This window comes from Clostridium brassicae (assembly GCF_026738875.1).
In the GTDB taxonomy this organism is placed as follows: domain Bacteria; phylum Bacillota; class Clostridia; order Clostridiales; family Clostridiaceae; genus Clostridium_H; species Clostridium_H brassicae.
Genome location: NZ_JAPQFJ010000008.1, coordinates 13,822 through 33,135 on the forward strand (window position 1 = coordinate 13,822; position 19,314 = coordinate 33,135).

Genomic DNA, 19,314 nt, shown 5'->3' on the forward strand with positions numbered 1-19,314 from the left:
TACCAGCTCTTTTGTTTAAGGCAAAAACAAAGCTCATAATAGAAAATTAAATTTTCATTATGAGCTTATTCTTTTACTTAATCCAAGGATTTTCTGACATCAGGAAGAAAATCAACCTCTACTAGTACCTAGTACCTAACTCCTAGAAAAATGTTGCGACGCAACATTTTTCTATTACGCTGCAGTGTTTTGTGATGATGACATATTAGAATCTTTTTTAAACATTCTAAGTATAAGTTTAATTACTTCATTTATAATAATTACTAAAGAGGAAGCAATTATTATTTTAACCCACATAATAGGGCTTAGTGATACAGCATTAAAGAATCCTGAAAATACTTCTGTAATAAATATTTGAACTACAGCAGTAACTCCAATTATTTTTAATGCTATAGTATTATCCTTAAAGTAAGGGAAAATACTGTCTGAACCAAATTCTCTACAATTGAAAGCATTAAATAAAGCATTGAATGCAAATAGTGCAAATAGTACTGTTTCCATTTCATTTGGACCTTTAAATCCTTTTGCTGGAATTTCAGCTCCAAGTGGATTGAATACCATTTGTATCATAATTACCGCTGTAATATATACGGCATTTAATATCATAGATTTAAGCATTGTACTAGTTATTATACTTGAATTTCTATTTGTTGGTTTTCTATTTAAAACTGCATTACGAACAGGTTCAAGTCCAAGAGATAAAGCAGGAGGACCATCCATTATGATATTCACCCATAATAACTGTATAGTTGTAAAAGGCATTTCAAAATCAAATATAACAGATAAAATAGCAGTTAAGAAAGCTACAATGTTAACTGTAATCTGGAACTGAATAAATCTTTGGAAATTTTCATAGATTCCACGGCCCCATTTAATACCTTTAACTATAGTACCAAAACTATCATCAGTTAAGATGATATCAGCAGCATTTTTACTAACTTCTGTTCCTGCTATACCCATTGCTATACCAACATCAGCTTTAGTTAAAGCAGGGGCATCGTTTATGCCATCTCCTGTAACTGCAACAACTTCGCCATCTTCCTGTAATGCTTGTACAATTTTCATTTTAGTATCTGGTTTTGAACGAGCAACTATAGCTATGGTTTTTAATTCATTCTTTAATTCATCATTAGATAAAGTATCTATATAGCTAGCTTCAACGGCTCTTAGACCACCTTCAAGAAGACCAAGATCTTCTCCAATGGCAATAGCTGTATTTATGTTATCACCAGTAAGCATTTTTGTAGATACTCCAGCTTTTTTAGCAATTTCAACGGCTTCTTTAACTTCTGGTCTTAATGGATCCTTTATTCCAACAAAACCAGTAAATACTAAGTCGTTCTCAATAGCAATTTCTTCTGATGTCACGGCAACTTCTTCATTAATACTTCTATAAGAGAATCCAAGAACACGCATAGACTTTCTTTGAAGTCCTTCAATATCATTAAGTATTTCTTGTTTTCTTTCTTCTGTTAATTCAACAATATTATTGTTAACATGCTCGTATCTACATAAGTCTAATACAACTTCTGGTGCACCTTTTGTAAGAACTGTACAGCTTTCAGCTCCATTAATTATAGTGCTCATTCTTTTACGTTTTGAAGTAAAAGGGATTTGGTGTATTATATTTGCATTGTCTCTTTCTTTAGCATAGTCATAAGAGTTATTGTAAAGAAGAAGAGCTCCTTCTGTAGCACTACCTAAATATTTAATTTCTCCTTCAGTTATTTCTAAATCTGCAGTAGAGTTAATTAAACAGTTATCAATGAAGTAATTACTTCTGTCACTAAGTTCTTCTCTTTCAACAAACTTACCGTTAAGATAAACTTTTTCTACCGTCATTCTATTTTGTGTAAGCGTACCTGTTTTATCTGAACATATAACACTTACTGAACCTATAGTCTCACAAGCCTCTTTTTTTGTAACAAGGGCGTTAATTTTAGCCATCTTTTGCATAGTTATTGCAAGGGTCATATTAATCATTGTTGGAAGTCCTTCAGGAACTGCAGCAACAATTAATGCAACACAGACAACAAAAGCTGTTTTAATAGGTTCTATAGAATTTAAGAATGGTAAAATACCAGAAGTATCAATAGACAATGTGTGTGCTAAAATCATTTTAACAAGCATAACTATAAATAATATAGCTGCTATAGCACTAGATATCTTGGAAATTTTTCCACCTAGGTCTCCAAGTTTAACTTGAAGAGGTGTTTCTACATCACTTTCTTGAAGGTTGCTTGCTATTTTACCCATTTCAGAGTTGTCTCCAGTAGCTGTAACTACTAACTTACCTCTACCATAAGCAACCAATGTACCTCCAAATACCATATTTATTTGTTTAGCTGGTATAGGGTCTTGTACAATTGTTGTTCCTTTTGAATCTATTTTTTCCATTTCAATAATAGCATCTGAGTTTTTGCTTACATCATCAGATTCTCCAGTAAGCATGTCTTCTCTAATTTTTAAATCAATACTTTCAATTAATCTTCCGTCAGCTGGAACCATGTCACCCATTTCGATGAAAACTATATCTCCTGGAACCAAGTCGCTTTTATTTATTTGCATTACATTTCCATTACGAAGCACTTTTACTTCTATATTTTCAGTCATTTTTGAAAGTGCCTCAGCAGCTTTTTGTGATTTCCCTTCTGTTATAATACCTATAGTTATACCTATAGCTACAGCGCAAACAATTCCAATAGCATCGTGAACTTCTCCAATTAAAGCACTAATTAGTGCTGCTGCTAGAAGAATAACCATCATCGGTTCAGTTAATGCTTCTTTAATACTGTCCCATAAAGAACCTTTTTCTTGTTGTGTAAATTCATTAGGACCATACTTTTCAAGCCTAGATTTGGCCTCAGAAGTCGATAATCCTGTACTGGAAGTAACATTTAAATTATCCAGTACTTCAGAACTTTTTTCATTAAAGTACTTCATAACATCCACCTTTTCCTAAATTTATATTTTATATAACTATAATAAAAGTAAATCCATTATATCATAAAATAATATGTGTAAATATAATAACTTTTGTAAAAAAGATATTAACTTTTTTATAAAAGTTATTATTAAAATAAACATTCTTCCAAAGATTCTAAGTCAACGATAGTTATAGTTTTTTTAGTAAATTTAATTAAATTTTCATCTCTCATTTTAATTAGTTCTCTAGAGAGGGAGGGCCTAGTTATAGCAAATTGATCTGCCAGTTCTTGTCTAGAAAAATTCATGTTTATTACTAGGTTTTTTTGTTTTTTATACTCGTCAATAAGAAAACTAGATAATTTTTCTCTAATAGTTCCATAAGATAAGTTTTTAACTTTATTATTAAGCATAAGTATTTTAGTAGAGAGTAATCCCATAAATTTATTTAAAAAATGCTTATTATTAGTACATAAATTTAATATTTCATATTGAGATATAAAAATTATTGTCGATTTTTTTGTAGCAATTATAGTAGATGGATATTTTTTGTGATTTGAAAAGATAATGACTTCTCCAAATATTCCTCCAATGGATATACTACTTATAGTAACAGTTTTACCAGAAGGAAAAGTTTTTTGAACATCAATTCCTCCATCTAAAATAATGCCGATACTTTCAGCTGGATCTCCTTCAAAAGCTATAATTTGGTTTTCGTGAAAAGAAGAAATTTTGTGGTTTGTATTTAATAATATATCACTAATTTCTTCTTTTTTAAATTGGGAAAATAAAGGACATAGTTTTAAATTACTTATTAAAGAATTCATAATAATCTCCTTAATAATTTATTTCGTAACTTATGTTACATATTTATTATAATAGTATTAGTATAATAAAATCAACAATTGGTTATATGATTGTGTATTAATGAATATTATTAAAGGAGGACTATATAAATGAAGAGAAAAATAATTTCAATAGATGAAAACAAATGTAATGGATGTGGACTTTGTGTAAAAGCATGTCATGAGGGGGCTATAGAACTTATTAATGGAAAGGCTAAGCTTGTATCAGATCAATATTGTGATGGATTAGGAGACTGTCTTCCTGCATGTCCTACAGATGCTATAAAAATTATAGAAAGAGAGGCAGAAGGTTATAATGAAGAGGCTGTTAAAAGAAGAATAGAAGAAAGTAAGAAAAAGCAAGATTCTTTAGCTTGTGGATGTCCTGGAACTATGGCAAAGATGATACAAAGAAGTAGTAGACAAAATGAAGAAGGCAATATTATAGTTGCAAAAGAAAATCCACTAGATGAATATAAAACAGAATCTGAATTAAGACAATGGCCTGTTCAAATTAAATTGATTAATGGAAGAGCATCATATTTAGAAAATGCAGACTTATTAATTGCAGCAGATTGTACTGCTTATGCTTATGCTGACTTCCATAAAGATTTTATAAAAGGACGTATTACAATGGTAGGATGTCCTAAATTAGACGACAATGAATATTACAAAGAAAAATTTATAGAGATTTTAAGTAGCAATAATATAAGAAGTATAAAAGTTGTTAGAATGTCAGTACCATGTTGTACAGGAATTGTTAACTCAGTAAAGAGAGCAATGTTAGAATCAAATGTAATTGTTCCTTATAGTGAAGTTATAATTGATACAGATGGAAAAATTATAAAAGAAATTTAAGTTGTAGAAGATATAGTTTAAATGTAGAAAAACGCCCGATATATTCTAATATTATTCTAAACGTTGAGTTATATTAAAAAAACAGCTCTTAAGGGTAAAAAATGCTACATAATCCCTTCTGAGTTACTTTTTTTTATTGTAAAAAGAAAAGTTTATTAATACTTTGTAAATAAGAATAGCAGAATGTTGACTTTAAGTCATATAGGAATATAATGTAATTAAAGTTTTTAAGAAGGTATTATACTTTTTATTTATAATTTTAGTAATTATTGGGGGGAATTATAATGAGTGTAAAGGACACCTTAGAAAAGAATGTTAAGCAAAAAATTATGAATTCTGTAGTAGAGATTATTGAAAAAAATCCAGAAAAAAATGTAGAAAGGATCTTTGAATTACTAAAAAAGATTACAAAAGATAAGCATCAATTGGAACAGATAGAGGCAGTTCATAAGTATTATGATACTCAACCTGCAACCAAGGAGCTTGTTCATAATATTTTAGGAAAATCAGATAAGAAGTGTTTAAAGAAATTAGTCACTAATTTCTTTGCAAATGCTAACTGGTATGCAGGTTCTAAGAGGTCAAAATATTTAGATGAAGAAGATACAAAGATACCATTTACTATGCTTATAAGTCCAACTATGCAGTGTAATTTAAGATGTAAGGGATGTTATGCGGCAGATTTGTTAAATCAACCTAGAATGCCAATAGAGGAAGTTGATAGAATAATTAGTGAGGCAAGAGATTTAGGTATATACTGGGTTATAGTTCTAGGAGGAGAGCCTTTCTTTTATAAAGAAATGTTGGATATCTATGAAAAATATCCAGATATGATGTTTTCACCGTTTACTAATGGAACATTAATAGATGAGGAACTTGCCAATAGAATTAAAGATTTAGGAAATGTAATACCGATGCTTTCAGTAGAAGGTGAGGAAGAAGAAACAGATGCAAGAAGAGGAAAAGGTGCATATAAAAAGGTTATGCATGCTATGGATTTACTAAATGAAAAAGGAGTTTTATTTGGAGTTTCTACAGCAGTTACTAGATTAAACATAGATTCAGTTTTATCTGATAGATTTGTTGATAAATTAATAGAAAAAGGTTCAAAAGTGAATTGGTATTTCTTATTTATGCCATGTGGAACTAAGGATCCTGATTATGACTTAATGTTGACTCCTGAACAAAGGATATATCTTGGTAAAAGAACCCATGAAATTAGAAAAACAAAACCGTACTTTACAATGGATTTCTTTAATGATGCTCCATTTGTTGGAGGATGTATTGCTGGAAAATTCTTCTTCCATATAAATGTTCATGGAGATTGCGAACCTTGTATATTTGCTCATTTTGCAACTCAAAATATAAAAAATAAACATTTAATAGAAGTGTTTAGAGATCCTTTCTTTAAAGAGTTAAGACATAAACAGCCTTATAATAAAAATATGCTAAGACCTTGTATGATGATTGATAATCCGAGTGTAGTTAGAGAAGTATGTAAAAAGGTTGGAGCTAAGCCAACAGATGAGGGTGGAGAAACTATGCTTTGCGATGAAAAATTTAAAACTAATATTCAGAAAATTGCAGATGAATGGGAACCTTATGCAGATAAGGCATGGAAAGAAATGTATGATGAAAAAGGCAATGATGCATTTTCTAGAGGATGATAAAATAAAGTGTGATACACTTTATTAGTTACTAATCTTTAAATTAAATAAAAAATAAGAAACAAATGAAAAGTATATATTTCATTTGTTTCTTTGTTTTTATCTATAAAAATTCTATAAAATCAGTCAAATACATATATCTATAGTTGGCATATCGCCTTGTAAGCATTAAAGGTTTCTATAGCTGTTTTTTCCCAAGAGAAATAAGAAGAACGTTTAATCCCTTTTTCTGCTAAGGATTGTCTAAAGGATTTATTGGATAATACTTTTTCTATTGAATTAGATAGCTCATTTTCATCATAAGGATTAATTAATATTCCACTATCTTTAACAACTTCAGGAATAGATGTTATGTTAGATGTTATAACAGGGGCCCCGCAACTCATAGCTTCAAGCGGTGGTAGTCCAAACCCTTCATAAAGTGAAGGATATACAAAAACTTCACAACCACTATAAAAAATAGGAAGTTCATTTAAAGGTACAAACCCAGTGAATATTATTTTTGAATAATCTAAATATTTATTACATAAAGATTTTCCTAAGTCTTTCTGAGCACCAACAATAACTAAAGAGTAGTCTTTATCAAAATTATTACTTATTTTTACAAAGGAATTTATAAGAGAAATTACATTTTTCCTAGAACTAAAGCCACCGATATATAATATAAAAGGAGTTGTTATGTTGTAGTTTTTATTTAGATAATCCGAGCATACTTCTTTAGCTAAAGGAGTATATATACTGTCAGCTGCTAAAGGCGTTACAAATATTTTTTTTTCATCTATAGGAAAAAATTTAAGTATATCTTTCTTGGAGTATTCAGAAACAGTTATAATTCCGTCTACATTTTGTACTAAACTAGATACCTCTTTTAAAAATTTAAGCAAGTATCCTCTGCCTACAGTTTCAGGCATTATATATGGAATTAAATCATGAATAGTGATGACTTTTTTACAAGCAACTTCTTCATTTAATCCTATTCCATTTTGAGGTACATGGTATATATCTATATTTTCTCTTTTTAAATCATGTGGAAAATAAGTTTGTTCAAAGAATCTATGGTGTTTATTAGCGGTCATAACTATATCAGAATTTTTCTTTTTAAAGGCTTGAAATTTTTGTCCGGACCAATAAAGCCTAAAATAATCATTATTATATATATCTATTAAATTCTTTACAATATTCTCTGTATAAGTACCAATTCCAGTACCACCATACCAATTGATACCTCTAGCATCAATTGCAACTTTCATTTCATCCTCTCCTTAACAAGTCCCTATACATTATAAATATTAAGCATCATACGAAAATGTGATATTCACACACTAAAAATATATTCATATACTAAAAAGAGAAAAAGTTTTTGGAGGAGTGCTACTTGAATGCGGATGAAGTAAAAAGGTTAGTGGAAAATAAATATAATTTAGATGTTGATTTTATAGAAAAAATAAAAAATGTGTATAAAATTAGCTCAGGAAATAATCAGTTTTGTCTTAAGGTTATAAGATATGATTTTGGACACTTCCTTTTTATAATTAGTGCAATAAAACACTTAAGAGAAAATGGATTTGAGAATGTTCTGCAATTAATTAAGACTAATGATAGTTCTGAATACGTAAAATTTGGAGAAAACTATGCCTATTTAACTGAGTGGCTTAATGCAAGAGTTTGTAACTATGATAATCCTTTAGACGTAAGGATTGCCACTTTAGAGTTAGCTAAGCTCCATAAAAAGAGCAGAGGATTCTATATAACTAAGCAAATGAATCCAAGAATAGGATGGCTTACATGGATACAAACATATAAAACACGTAAGAATGAAATATTAGATTTCAAAAATAGAATTTATAAAAAAGAAAAAAGATCAAAGTTTGATGAGATTTATTTAAGCATAATGAAAGAGGAACTAGAAAGAGCTGATAGAGCAATTGAAAATTTAATAAAGAGTGATTATATATATGAAATGAAAGAGGAAATAAAGGATAGAGGATTTTGCCACCATGATTATGCAAATCATAATGTTTTAATTGATAATAATAACAATATTAATATTATTGATTTTGACTACTGCATTTTAGATACTTATATGCATGACTTATCTAGTCTTCTTATAAGGAGGATGAAATATGGAAAATGGACTAGAGAGAATGCAATAGAAATAATAGAAACGTATAATTCTATAAACTCTGTTAAAGTTAATCATATCCCAATAATGAAAGCATTTATGGAATTTCCACAAGACTATTGGCAAAGAGGAATACAATATTATTGGGAAAATAAGGATTGGGGTGAAGAGTTCTTTTTAAATAAGCTTGAAAAATATATTGAAGATAGGGAAGAAAAAGAGGAATTTATAAATTCGTTTAAGTGGAGGGGTTGATATGAGTAAAAAAGACAATTATGAAACAATAACCTTAGATTCAGGGCAAAAAGATATAGATGAATATGACAAAGAGTTAGATGAATTAAAAAACTATGTAAAAAGCTTAAAAAAGATTAAAAAGAGACAAAAGAAAATGCAAAAATTAGAAAAAGAAAAGAATTATCTAATGAAAAAAATGAAAAAAGGAGATAAATAGAGGTGGGGGGTGGCTATGATCTCATCTAAAGAAACATTTTTAGAGTATATAACAAGAAGAGGGGTAAAGATTTTTAATGTGGATGAAAAATCAAAATTATCTCCAAAAATAAAAAAGGATGATATAGTAAAACAGATATATTTAATTAAGGAATTTCATAATAAGGCTATGGGATATGATAATTTTCTTGGAGGTAATTTACAAGATAAAAGAGGAAGAATGGTAGAACAATATAAAATGTATATAAGAAAATTAAGAAGAGAATATAAATGGTTAGTCAATAAGAAGGAGTTAACTTCTCTCGAAAAAATATTTATTAGGTATGGTAATGATTATTTATCTAAAGCTGATGAATGCATTAAACAAATATATGAAAACAATTATTTAGGTTTATTAAAAAGAAGTATGAACAAATCAGAAGTATGTTTAGGAGATACTTACTTTACAAATTTAAGAGGCAATGATGTGCTAGAGATATCAAGTCTACAGTCATGTTGTTATGATATGGTTGAAATGGATGTAGTATATTTGTTAAATAAGGTAAAAAAGAAAAATGAGGATTTAAATTTAATTGAATTAATTGATGAATTTTGTGATATAGAGAATTTAGGTAAAGAAAGTAAAAAATTTATACAGTCCTTAATATACTATCCCTATGATTTTATTAAGTGTTATATGAAGTATAAAAAGAATGGTAACGAACTAAATGAAGCTAGATATATAAGGAAACTAGAGAAGATAATTTTCAATTATAAAGATTATACGTTGGAAAGCAGGTGAACTTATGCTGCATAATGTTAGGTATAAAGATAAAAAAGCATTAGTAGAGTATGATCTTAATATAGATATTTTAAAAGAATACGATCTTAAAGTTGAGGATTTAATACCTGTAAGAAACGTTTTTATATTAGTAACAAGTGAAGGAGATAAAATATTAAAAAAAATAAATTATGAAATTGATGAATTAAAATTTATCAATGATGGTATAGAGTATATAAGAAGAAATGGATTTAATAGGATATTTAGGTTTGTAAGAACAAGAGATAATAAGATATATGTAAAGCATAATAAAAACGTTTATTGTCTGATGGATTTAATAGATGGAAGAGAAAGCGAATATACTAATCCTATAGATGTAGGCATTGCTTCTAGGGGGATAGGTGAGCTTCATAGAGCATGTGAAGGATTTAAATGCAAAAATAGAGATAGATATGCTTGTGGAAATTTGTTAGAGAACTTTAAAAGAAAACTTCATGAAATGGACTTGTTTAAAAATTTAGCACTTTTAGCACAAGACAAAACTGAGTTTGATGAAATATTTTTACATGAATTAGATGACTATAAAATTCAAATGGAGAACAGTATAAGTATATTAGAAAACTCTTCTTTTTATAAGTTATGTAGTGAGGAAGATAAGAAAGTGCTATGTCATCATGATTTGGCTCACCATAATATATTAATAAAAGATGATGAAGCTTATTTTATTGATTTTGACTATTCAATAATTGATCTTAAAGTACATGATTTATGTAATTTTATAAATAAAGTGGGAAAAAAGACTGGTTATGATATAGAAAAAGCTGAAAATATAATTAAAAATTATAATATGGTAAATAAGTTAGATAAAAATGAGTTAGAGGTTTTATATGGTATGTTAGTATTTCCATATGATTTTTATGATATATCGAAAAACTATTATACACGAACTAAAAATTGGGATTATAACACATTTTTACAGAAGATCATAAGAAAGAATGATTTTAAAGATGATAGAGAAGAATTCTTAAGAAAATTCAGTGATATTATAATATAAAGGGTGTTTTAAAATAAAAAATAAATCTTATTTTCGAATAGTTTTTTGTATCTTTTTAATTAAGGAATATAGATAAATTTGTTTTATTTAAATTAATCTACATTCCTTAATTTTTTTATATTAAGTTAAAAAATTAAATTATAGTCTTTTATACATTTTTGATAGCATCTTCTGTATTAGAAAAATTTAATCACAATTTTGAAAATTTTTGAGACAATAAAGATATAATATATAAATATAGTTGACAAACAGGAGATGAAAAATTATAATCATATTAAACCGATAGGAATTGTAGGAAATGGAGTGTGGATATGAAGATTTCTACCAAAGGAAGATATGGGTTAAGAGCAATGATAGATCTTGCTGTGAATTCTGATGGGAAAGAGCTTATTAATTTAAAAAGCATATCGGAAAGGCAAAATTTATCAGAAAGGTATCTTGAACAAATATTTTCTGTTTTAAAGAAAAATGGATTAGTTAATAGCATAAAGGGACCTCAAGGTGGATATATACCTTCTAAAGAAATAAGACAAATATCAGTAGGCGATATCTTGAGAGCTCTTGAAGGAAGTCTACATATAGTAGATTCTCAAGATACAATAAATGATAAAATAGAAGATTGTATAAAAAATAATGTATGGAAAAAGATGAATGAAAGTATTGATAAAATAGTAGATAATATTACTTTAGAAGATTTAGTTTTTGAGTATAAAAAATCCATTATAGAAGGGTATATGTATTATATATAAGTATTGAATTTAAGTAATTAAGATTGAATATTTTAGATAATAATCAGATTAATCTTAGCCATTTTTAAAGTTATTAATAGAAAAAGTACTTATGACTTTGTATAATTAAATAAATATAAAATTTCAAAAATAAAATTTATAAAATTTATAGATAATAAAAGGGAGGAAACAGTATGAAAATAGCAAAAAATTTAATTGAATTAATAGGAAATACACCGTTGGTAGAACTAGGAAATTATAAAAAAAATAATGGATTAAAAGCTAATATTATTGCAAAAGTAGAGTACTTTAATCCAGGAGGAAGTGTTAAAGATAGAGTTGGATTAGTTATGTTAGAGGAAGCTGAAAAGGCGGGTATAATAGACAAAGATACTGTAATTATAGAACCTACAAGCGGAAACACGGGTGTTGGATTAGCACTTGCTGCTGCTGTTAAAGGATATAAAATTTTAATAACTATGCCAGAATCTATGAGTGAAGAAAGAAGAAAATTATTAAAAGCCTATGGAGCAGAATTGATTTTAACTCCAGCAGCTACAGGAATGAGTGGAGCGATTGAAAAGGCCGAAGAGTTACATAAGGAAATAGAAAATTCATTTATTCCTCAGCAGTTTAAAAATCCTGCTAATGCTTATGCTCATGAAAAAACAACAGCAGAAGAAATTTGGATAGATACAGATGGAAAAGTAGATATTTTTGTTGCAGGGGTTGGAACTGGTGGAACTATAACCGGAGTTGGAAGAGTGCTAAAAAAGAAAGATCCAAATGTAAAAATAGTTGCTATTGAACCTTCAACTTCAGCAGTATTATCTGGAGAAAAAGCTGGCCCTCATAAAATACAAGGAATAGGAGCAGGATTTATACCCGATGTTTTAGATGTAAGTGTAATAGATAAAATTGTAAAGGTAGATAATGAAAAAGCTTATGAAGAGGCTAGAGAGATAGCTAAGACAGAAGGATTATTGGTTGGCATTTCTGCTGGTGCAGCACTTTACGCAGCAAAAGAGTTAGCAAAGATGGAAGAGAATAAAGATAAGAATATAGTTGTATTATTACCAGACACAGGAGCAAGATATTTATCAACTGATTTATTTGAAGCATAAAAGGGAATAATAAAAAAATTAGGAGAGGAGAGAAAATTAGGCTGCAGAAGAATGCAGCCTTTTATAAATACAATGAAAAACGATATATATGTGGACTATGCTGCTACAACTTATATAAAAAATGAAGTTTTAGATTCTATGCTACCATATTTAAAAGAGGAGTTTGCAAATCCATCATCTATTTACAGAATTGCTAGAAAGGAAAAAAATGCAATAAGAGATGCTAAATTTAAAACTGCTATTTCTATAAATGCCTTGGAAGATGAAATATTTTTCACGTCAGGAGGATCAGAGTCTGATAATTGGGCTATAAAGGGAATTGCTTTTGCTAATACCCATAAGGGTAAACATATTATTACAACAAAGATAGAGCATGAGGCAGTCTTAAATACATGTAAATATTTAGAGAGTAAAGAATTTGAAATTACTTATTTAGATGTAGATGAAGAAGGTATAATAAGTTTAGAAGAACTAAACAATACAATAAGAGAAGATACAATTTTGGTATCTATAATGTTTGCAAATAATGAAATTGGTACTATTCAACCAATAGAAAAAATAGGAGAAATATGTAGAAAAAGAGGAGTGTTATTTCATACAGATGCAGTTCAAGCAATAGGACATATTCCAGTAGATGTACAGAAAATGAATATAGATTTATTGTCTATGTCTGCACACAAATTTTATGGACCTAAAGGAATTGGAGCACTTTATATAAAAAAAGGAATAAAAATTGATAATCTGATTCACGGGGGTAGCCAACAAAGGGCAAAGAGAAGCGGAACAGAAAATGTAGCAGGTATTGTAGGTCTTGGAGAAGCTATTGAATTATCTATAAAAAATTTAAATACAGAAATGGATAGATTAAATTATTTAAGAGATAAACTTATTAAAGGTCTTTTGGAAATACAAAATACTAAACTAAATGGGCCTGTTGGAACTAAACGTTTACCAGGAAATGTAAACGTAAGTTTTAAAGGAATAGATGGAGAAGCTTTATTTATAACATTAGATAGTATGGGAATATATGCATCTAGTGGTAGTGCTTGTTCAGCAGGATCTGTAGAACCTTCTCATGTTTTAACTGCTATAAAAGTTCCTAATGATATGATTAAAAGTTCTATAAGATTTTCTATGGGAGAAAAAACAGAAGAGGAAGAAATAGATTATTTAATTAAAAATTTAAGAGAAATTGTAGAAAGAATAAGAAAATTTAGTTGATAACTAACAGACTTTAGGAGGTGATAATAATTAATAAAAAAGTAGTAGTAGGAATGAGTGGAGGAGTAGATAGTTCTGTAGCTGCATATCTTTTAAAAAAGCAAGGATATGATGTTATAGGAGTTACTATGCAGATTTGGCAAAGTGATGAAGAGGCAGAAGTAAGAGAGGGAGGTTGCTGTTCATTAAGCGCTGTAGATGATGCTAGAAGAGTAGCAGATAAACTTGATATACCTTTTTATGTTATGAATTTTAAAGAAGTTTTTAAGACAAATGTTATAGATTATTTTATTGATGAATATATGAATGGAAGAACTCCTAATCCATGCATAGCATGTAATAAATTTATTAAATTTGATGCTTTTTTAAAAAAAGCTCAAGCTATAGGAGCAAACTATGTAGCTACAGGTCATTATGCTAAAATTGAAGAAAATTGCGGAAGGTATTTATTAAAAAAAGCAGAAGATAATACAAAAGATCAAACTTATGCTTTGTATAACCTAACTCAGTATCAACTAGCGCATACTCTAATGCCCTGTGGAGAATATCGTAAGGTTAAAATTAGAGAAATGGCAAAACAGATAGGACTTACAGTTCATAGTAAAAAAGATAGTCAAGAGATTTGCTTTATATATGATAATGATCATGGTGGGTATATAAAAAAGCAATTAGGAGATAAAGTAACAGAAGGAAATTTTGTTGATAAAAGTGGAAATATACTCGGTAAACATAAGGGAATTGTATATTATACTATCGGTCAGAGAAAAGGGTTAGGACTTTCTTTAGGAAAACCCATGTATGTAATAGATATTATACCATGGAAAAATCAAGTAGTTCTTGGAGAAGAAGAAGATATATTTAAGACAGAACTTATAGCAAAAGATGCAAATTTCATTTCTTTTGATAAATTAGAAAAGCCTATGGAAGTTGAAGCTAAAATAAGATATTCAGCGAAGCCTTCTAGATCAACAATACATCCTATAGATAAGGGTTTACTAAAAGTAGTTTTTGAAGAAAAACAAAGAGCAATAACTAAAGGACAATCAGTTGTTTTTTATAAAGATGATTATGTAATTGGAGGGGCAATAATAGAGGGGTTATATTAAAAAATTTATACAATAATTTTTAGCTATGTTTTAAGAAGTTGCAAGAAGTCAACAATTCCTTAAAACATAGCTTTTTTATACAATTATGTTTTCATAAGCTTTTAAGGTATTTTCTGCCGTTTTCATCCAACTAAATTCGTAGCTTTTTAGTAAAGATTTTTTTATTAATTGATTTTCTAGAGTTTCATTTAAAAGTATATTATACATGGCTTCACTTAACTGATCTATATTATAAGGATTTATAAGTATAGCGGCATCACCAACAACTTCAGGTATAGAAGTTAGATTTGAAGCTATAATGGGTATTCCACAAGCCATAGCTTCTATTGGAGGTAAACCAAAGCCTTCATAAAGAGAAGGATATGCAAATATTTTTGCAGCATTATAAAGTGCAGGCATGTGTTCAATGGGAATAAAACCTGGAAATATAACATTATCTTCAATTCCTAAGTCTTCTGCTCTTTTTTTATATATACTATATGATTTACCTTTAGAACCAGCTATTACTAATTTAATGTTAGTTCTTTTTAGTTTTTTTAGAAGTTGACTAAATGATTCAATTAAACCTACAATGTTTTTTCGTGGACTAAACCCACCCACATATAGGATATAGTCATCTTTTATATGATAAGTTTTTGCAATGAAATTTTTACATTCAACTTTATTTAGTGGTTTGTAGATATCTTCATTAGCTAAATGAGTTACAAAAATTTTTTCTGCAGGAAAATTAAAATAGTTAATAATATCTTGTTTTGAATAGTATGATACAGTAATAATTCCATCACACATAGGGATTATTTTAGGCATTTGCTTTTGAAATATTTCTAAATATCTTTCTCCTACTGTTTCAGGCATTTTGTAGGGTATAATATCATGCAGTGTTATTATAAGGGGACAGTTTTTATCTTGAGGTAATCCTATTCCGTTTTGAGGAACATGATATAAATTTATATTTTCACTTTTTAGTATGTTTGGTACATTCACTTCATCCCAAAAGTTTGATTTTATATTTTGAGTTATATTTCTAATAGTAAAATTTTTGTTAAAGTTTATATCACAAGAATTACTATTTGGCATGAAAAGAAGGTAATTGTTTTGAAAGTCTATTTTATTTAATGAATTAATTAATTGATATGAGTAAGTTCCTATGCCTGTTCCTCTATACCATTTAGCAGCTCTAGAATCTATTCCTATATTCATAATTCATCCCTTCGAAAAATAAATAGTTTACCATAATTTATTATATTACATAGTTATAAAAAATGTTATTAAGAATGGACTAAAAAATAGATTCTAAACATAGGTATATTTACATATAAATTTATAGGGGAGGCGGTAAAAATGATGAGGGAATTTGAAATAGAGAGACAATTCAATATTAGAATTGAAAGTATAAAGCCTAATAAAGGTGTATATTTTCTCAAAACAAATGATGGAATGAAGTGCTTAAAAAGAATAAATTACGGTATTCAAAAATTATATTTTGTATATGGAGCTAAAGAGCACTTAATTAAAAATGGGTTTAAGTATGTAGATAAATACGATTTAAATATTGAAGGTGAGCCATACGCTCTTGTAAATGAAGATATATATACTTTATCAGAATGGCTTGAAGGACGAGAGTGCGATTTTCATGAAGATAATGATATAGTAATGGCTTCTAAAACTCTTGCAAAAATGCATATAGCTTCTAAAGGGTATGATCCACCTGAAAATAGTAAGTTAAAAAGTGACTTAGGAAGATGGCCACGTCTAATGGCTAAAAGAATAAAAGCTTTGGATAAAATGAGAGATATGTCTAGAAAGAAGGGTAGAAAGGGAGATTTTGATTTTACCTATATAAAAAGTGTTGAATTTTATAAAGAGCTTGGGAAAAGAGCCTTAAATGTTTTAAATGATTCAGATTATATGAACATATGCAAGATTGCTGAAGAGGATAAAAGTTTTTGCCACCATGATTATACTTATCATAATATAATTATTGACGGAAATAGTGATGTTAATGTAATAGATTTTGATTATTGTAAAAGAGAGATTAGGACTTATGATATATCTAATTTTATGATAAAAGTTTTAAAAAGAAGAGATTGGAATATGGATTGTGCAAGTTTAATTATTGATGCATATAATGAAATAAGTCCTTTAAGTAAGGAAGAATATAGAATATTATTTGCCTTTTTACTTTTTCCTCAGAGATTTTGGAGATTAGCTAATAGGTATTATTATAATGAAGTAAACTGGGCTACAAATACATTCAACAAAAAAATCCAAGCACTAATTAATGAACAGGAGCAATATATTAAATTCATTGAAAATTTTAAGAAAGCTTATGATCAAGAAGGATAATTATTTTAGTGAAACCATGTAAAACGATAATAAAGTTTACATGGTTTTATTATTTAATTATTGTTTGTTTACGAAAAATGTATTAGTATATTTTGTAGTAGAACTTTTGTGTTTGAATAACAACAGATTAGGAGGGAAGTTCAAAATTAAATTTTTATATTTTGAGCGAAAGTGTAATGTCTATAAAAAGTACAGGCAAATTAAAAAAAGAATCATTAGTACAGTTAAAAGGTAATTGGGGTATAGCCATTTTAGTATCTTTTATTGCGATATTATTTACAGATGGGGTTTTTTATTTATCAAATATTAATGAATTTAAAGAAATAATAGCAGATCCTTTTTATTATAAAAGTATAGCTGATGATAATGTAGGTACTACAGCTTTGTTTAAGATTGGATTACTTATTAAATTATTGATAGGTGGATGTATAACATCCGGATTATATAAATTCTTTTTAAATATATTAAGAAAAAATAACCCCAAAGTTGAAAATATACTATCTGGATTTAAGTTCTTTGGTAAAAATTTTCTTATACAATTAGTAATTTATATATTTACATTTTTGTGGAGTATAGTGATATACATACCGGCTACAATAATTTTACTAATTATTGTAGCATCAAATAGAGGTGGCTTTTATACATTAGATATGCCAAGTTTAGCTTCATCGATAGCAATTGTATTAATCATGATTATTTTAATTATTGCAGCATATATACTTATTTATATAGCAGTTGCTCGTTATGAAATGGCATTTTTTATAGCTAATGATAATCCAGAATTGACTTGTATGGAGTGTGTAGGGGCTAGTAAAGAAATGATGGATGGAAATTGTGTAAGATATTTTCTATTGAACTTAACATTTATAGGATGGGAAATCTTATCTATACTAACTTTAGGATTAGGTTATTTATGGCTTAGACCCTATAAATATGCTGTAAAGGCTGATTTTTATATGAATTTAAAGGATGAAGATATTTCAAGTGGAGATATTATGTTTAAAGATAAGGATAGTCATTTAGAGGAAAGTCCACTAATAAAAGAGGAATTTAAAGAAATATAATAATCGTAAAAACCACATTTAAAATGTGGTTTTTTTATGCTAAAATTTTTCACTTATTCATTATGTTTTTCATACAATGGTATAAGGATTCATAAAAATGGAGTTGGTAACTTGAAGATAGGTGATAAAGTAGTTAGAAAATCTTATGGCAAAGACATTACATTTAAAATAATAGATATTAAAGAAAATGAGATAGGGTTCATATATGTTCTTAAAGGAGTCAATTTAAGAATAATTGCAGATTCGCCTGAAAGTGATTTGGAATATGTAACAAAAACAGATGTAGGAAAAAAAGATGAGGTTTTCAACAAAAAAGTTAATGAGAATATAAGACGTATACTTAATAGCAGAATTGCAGGAAGACAATATAGAAGTATGGATAATAATAGAAATATAGATAATAATAGAAGTAACAAATATATAAAAGAGGAAAAGAAGAATAGTGAGACAATGCTATTTGGGAGGCCCGGGAGAATCTTGCACATAGATGGAGATGCAGAATATTTAGATGTTTGTTTAAAAACGTATAAGCAATTAGCTATGGAGGCATCTGGTTATGTAATACCAGAAGAGGAACAACCGCATAAGGTTTTAGAAATTGTAAAACAGTTAAAACCAGATATTGTTGTCTTAACAGGGCATGATGCTATGGTTAAAGGTGCGAAGAACTATATGGATTTAGACAACTATAAAAACTCTAAGAATTTTGTCCAATCAGTAATAAATCTCAGAAATTATGAAGCTAATTATGATGACTTAGTTATATTTGCCGGAGCATGTCAATCATGTTATGAAGCTATATTAGATGCAGGTGCTAACTTTGCAAGTTCACCCAATAGAGTTTTAATTCATTGTTTAGATCCTGTTTTTATATGTGAAAAAATAGCTTATACTAATATAAGTAAGATTGTTTCTATACAAGAAATTATTGCAAGTACTATTACCGGTGTTGAAGGTATAGGTGGACTTCAAACTAGAGGAAAGTATAGAGAGGGATTTCCTAAATCTAAGTATTCATAAAAGATTAAATATTGTAAATAT

The 19,314-nt window shown here is 28.3% G+C and carries 17 protein-coding genes; 13 read left to right on the forward strand and 4 right to left on the reverse strand.

Annotated elements, in window-relative coordinates; all coding sequences use genetic code 11:
- Positions 1-174 precede the first annotated feature (174 nt).
- Both OW729_RS08930 and OW729_RS08935 read right to left on the reverse strand, forming a co-directional pair.
- Positions 175-2,943, reverse strand: a complete 2,769-nt coding sequence (locus tag OW729_RS08930; protein ID WP_268061150.1) for a calcium-translocating P-type ATPase, PMCA-type — start codon at positions 2,941-2,943, stop codon at positions 175-177.
- A gap of 131 nt (positions 2,944-3,074) precedes the next feature.
- The gene (locus OW729_RS08935; RefSeq protein ID WP_268061151.1) at positions 3,075-3,752 is read right to left on the reverse strand and encodes a Crp/Fnr family transcriptional regulator; all 678 of its coding nucleotides are present in this window, start codon (positions 3,750-3,752) and stop codon (positions 3,075-3,077) included.
- A gap of 129 nt (positions 3,753-3,881) precedes the next feature.
- Here OW729_RS08935 and OW729_RS08940 point away from each other — a divergent pair, with 129 nt between their 5' ends.
- Positions 3,882-4,628 carry an ATP-binding protein gene (locus OW729_RS08940; RefSeq protein WP_268061152.1) on the forward strand — a complete coding sequence of 249 codons (747 nt, stop codon included), beginning with the start codon at positions 3,882-3,884 and terminating at the stop codon, positions 4,626-4,628.
- Positions 4,629-4,912: 284 nt separating this feature from the next.
- Positions 4,913-6,295, forward strand: coding sequence for a radical SAM protein (locus tag OW729_RS08945; RefSeq protein ID WP_268061153.1), 1,383 nt, complete (start codon positions 4,913-4,915; stop codon positions 6,293-6,295).
- A gap of 140 nt (positions 6,296-6,435) precedes the next feature.
- On the opposite strand, the gene OW729_RS08950 is transcribed toward OW729_RS08945, so the two are convergent.
- Positions 6,436-7,545: a glycosyltransferase family 4 protein gene (locus OW729_RS08950; RefSeq protein ID WP_268061154.1), complete on the reverse strand. Its 1,110-nt coding sequence runs from the start codon at positions 7,543-7,545 to the stop codon at positions 6,436-6,438.
- A 125-nt stretch (positions 7,546-7,670) separates the two neighbouring features.
- On the opposite strand from OW729_RS08950, the gene OW729_RS08955 reads away from it, so the two are divergent.
- From OW729_RS08955 to mnmA, 8 genes are all read left to right on the forward strand, one after another.
- Positions 7,671-8,672: a CotS family spore coat protein gene (locus OW729_RS08955; protein WP_268061155.1), complete on the forward strand. Its 1,002-nt coding sequence runs from the start codon at positions 7,671-7,673 to the stop codon at positions 8,670-8,672.
- A 1-nt stretch (position 8,673) separates the two neighbouring features.
- Positions 8,674-8,871, forward strand: a complete 198-nt coding sequence (locus tag OW729_RS08960) for a hypothetical protein (RefSeq protein WP_268061156.1) — start codon at positions 8,674-8,676, stop codon at positions 8,869-8,871.
- 9 nt (positions 8,872-8,880) lie between these two features.
- Positions 8,881-9,651, forward strand: coding sequence for a spore coat protein (locus OW729_RS08965; protein WP_268061157.1), 771 nt, complete (start codon positions 8,881-8,883; stop codon positions 9,649-9,651).
- 4 nt (positions 9,652-9,655) lie between these two features.
- A complete protein-coding gene (locus OW729_RS08970) occupies positions 9,656-10,684 on the forward strand; it encodes a CotS family spore coat protein (RefSeq protein ID WP_268061158.1) in 1,029 nt (342 codons plus the stop codon).
- Positions 10,685-10,995: 311 nt separating this feature from the next.
- The gene (locus OW729_RS08975; RefSeq protein ID WP_268061159.1) at positions 10,996-11,433 is read left to right on the forward strand and encodes an RrF2 family transcriptional regulator; all 438 of its coding nucleotides are present in this window, start codon (positions 10,996-10,998) and stop codon (positions 11,431-11,433) included.
- Between the two features lie 173 nt (positions 11,434-11,606).
- On the forward strand, positions 11,607-12,536 hold the full coding sequence (gene cysK / locus OW729_RS08980) for a cysteine synthase A (RefSeq protein ID WP_268061160.1): 930 nt from the start codon (positions 11,607-11,609) through the stop codon (positions 12,534-12,536).
- A gap of 72 nt (positions 12,537-12,608) precedes the next feature.
- Positions 12,609-13,757: a cysteine desulfurase NifS gene (nifS, locus tag OW729_RS08985; protein WP_268061320.1), complete on the forward strand. Its 1,149-nt coding sequence runs from the start codon at positions 12,609-12,611 to the stop codon at positions 13,755-13,757.
- Between the two features lie 20 nt (positions 13,758-13,777).
- A complete protein-coding gene (mnmA, locus tag OW729_RS08990) occupies positions 13,778-14,863 on the forward strand; it encodes a tRNA 2-thiouridine(34) synthase MnmA (RefSeq protein ID WP_268061161.1) in 1,086 nt (361 codons plus the stop codon).
- A 75-nt stretch (positions 14,864-14,938) separates the two neighbouring features.
- Here mnmA and OW729_RS08995 read toward each other — a convergent pair whose 3' ends face one another.
- On the reverse strand, positions 14,939-16,063 hold the full coding sequence (locus OW729_RS08995; protein ID WP_268061162.1) for a glycosyltransferase family 4 protein: 1,125 nt from the start codon (positions 16,061-16,063) through the stop codon (positions 14,939-14,941).
- A 141-nt stretch (positions 16,064-16,204) separates the two neighbouring features.
- On the opposite strand from OW729_RS08995, the gene OW729_RS09000 reads away from it, so the two are divergent.
- The 3 genes from OW729_RS09000 (at position 16,205) to yabG (ending at position 19,293) form a co-directional block, all read left to right on the forward strand.
- Positions 16,205-17,209, forward strand: a complete 1,005-nt coding sequence (locus OW729_RS09000; protein ID WP_268061163.1) for a CotS family spore coat protein — start codon at positions 16,205-16,207, stop codon at positions 17,207-17,209.
- A 176-nt stretch (positions 17,210-17,385) separates the two neighbouring features.
- Positions 17,386-18,273, forward strand: a complete 888-nt coding sequence (locus OW729_RS09005; RefSeq protein WP_268061164.1) for a DUF975 family protein — start codon at positions 17,386-17,388, stop codon at positions 18,271-18,273.
- 111 nt (positions 18,274-18,384) lie between these two features.
- Positions 18,385-19,293 (forward strand): sporulation peptidase YabG, encoded by a 909-nt coding sequence (gene yabG / locus OW729_RS09010; protein WP_268061165.1) that lies wholly within the window; start codon positions 18,385-18,387, stop codon positions 19,291-19,293.
- Positions 19,294-19,314: the final 21 nt, after the last annotated feature.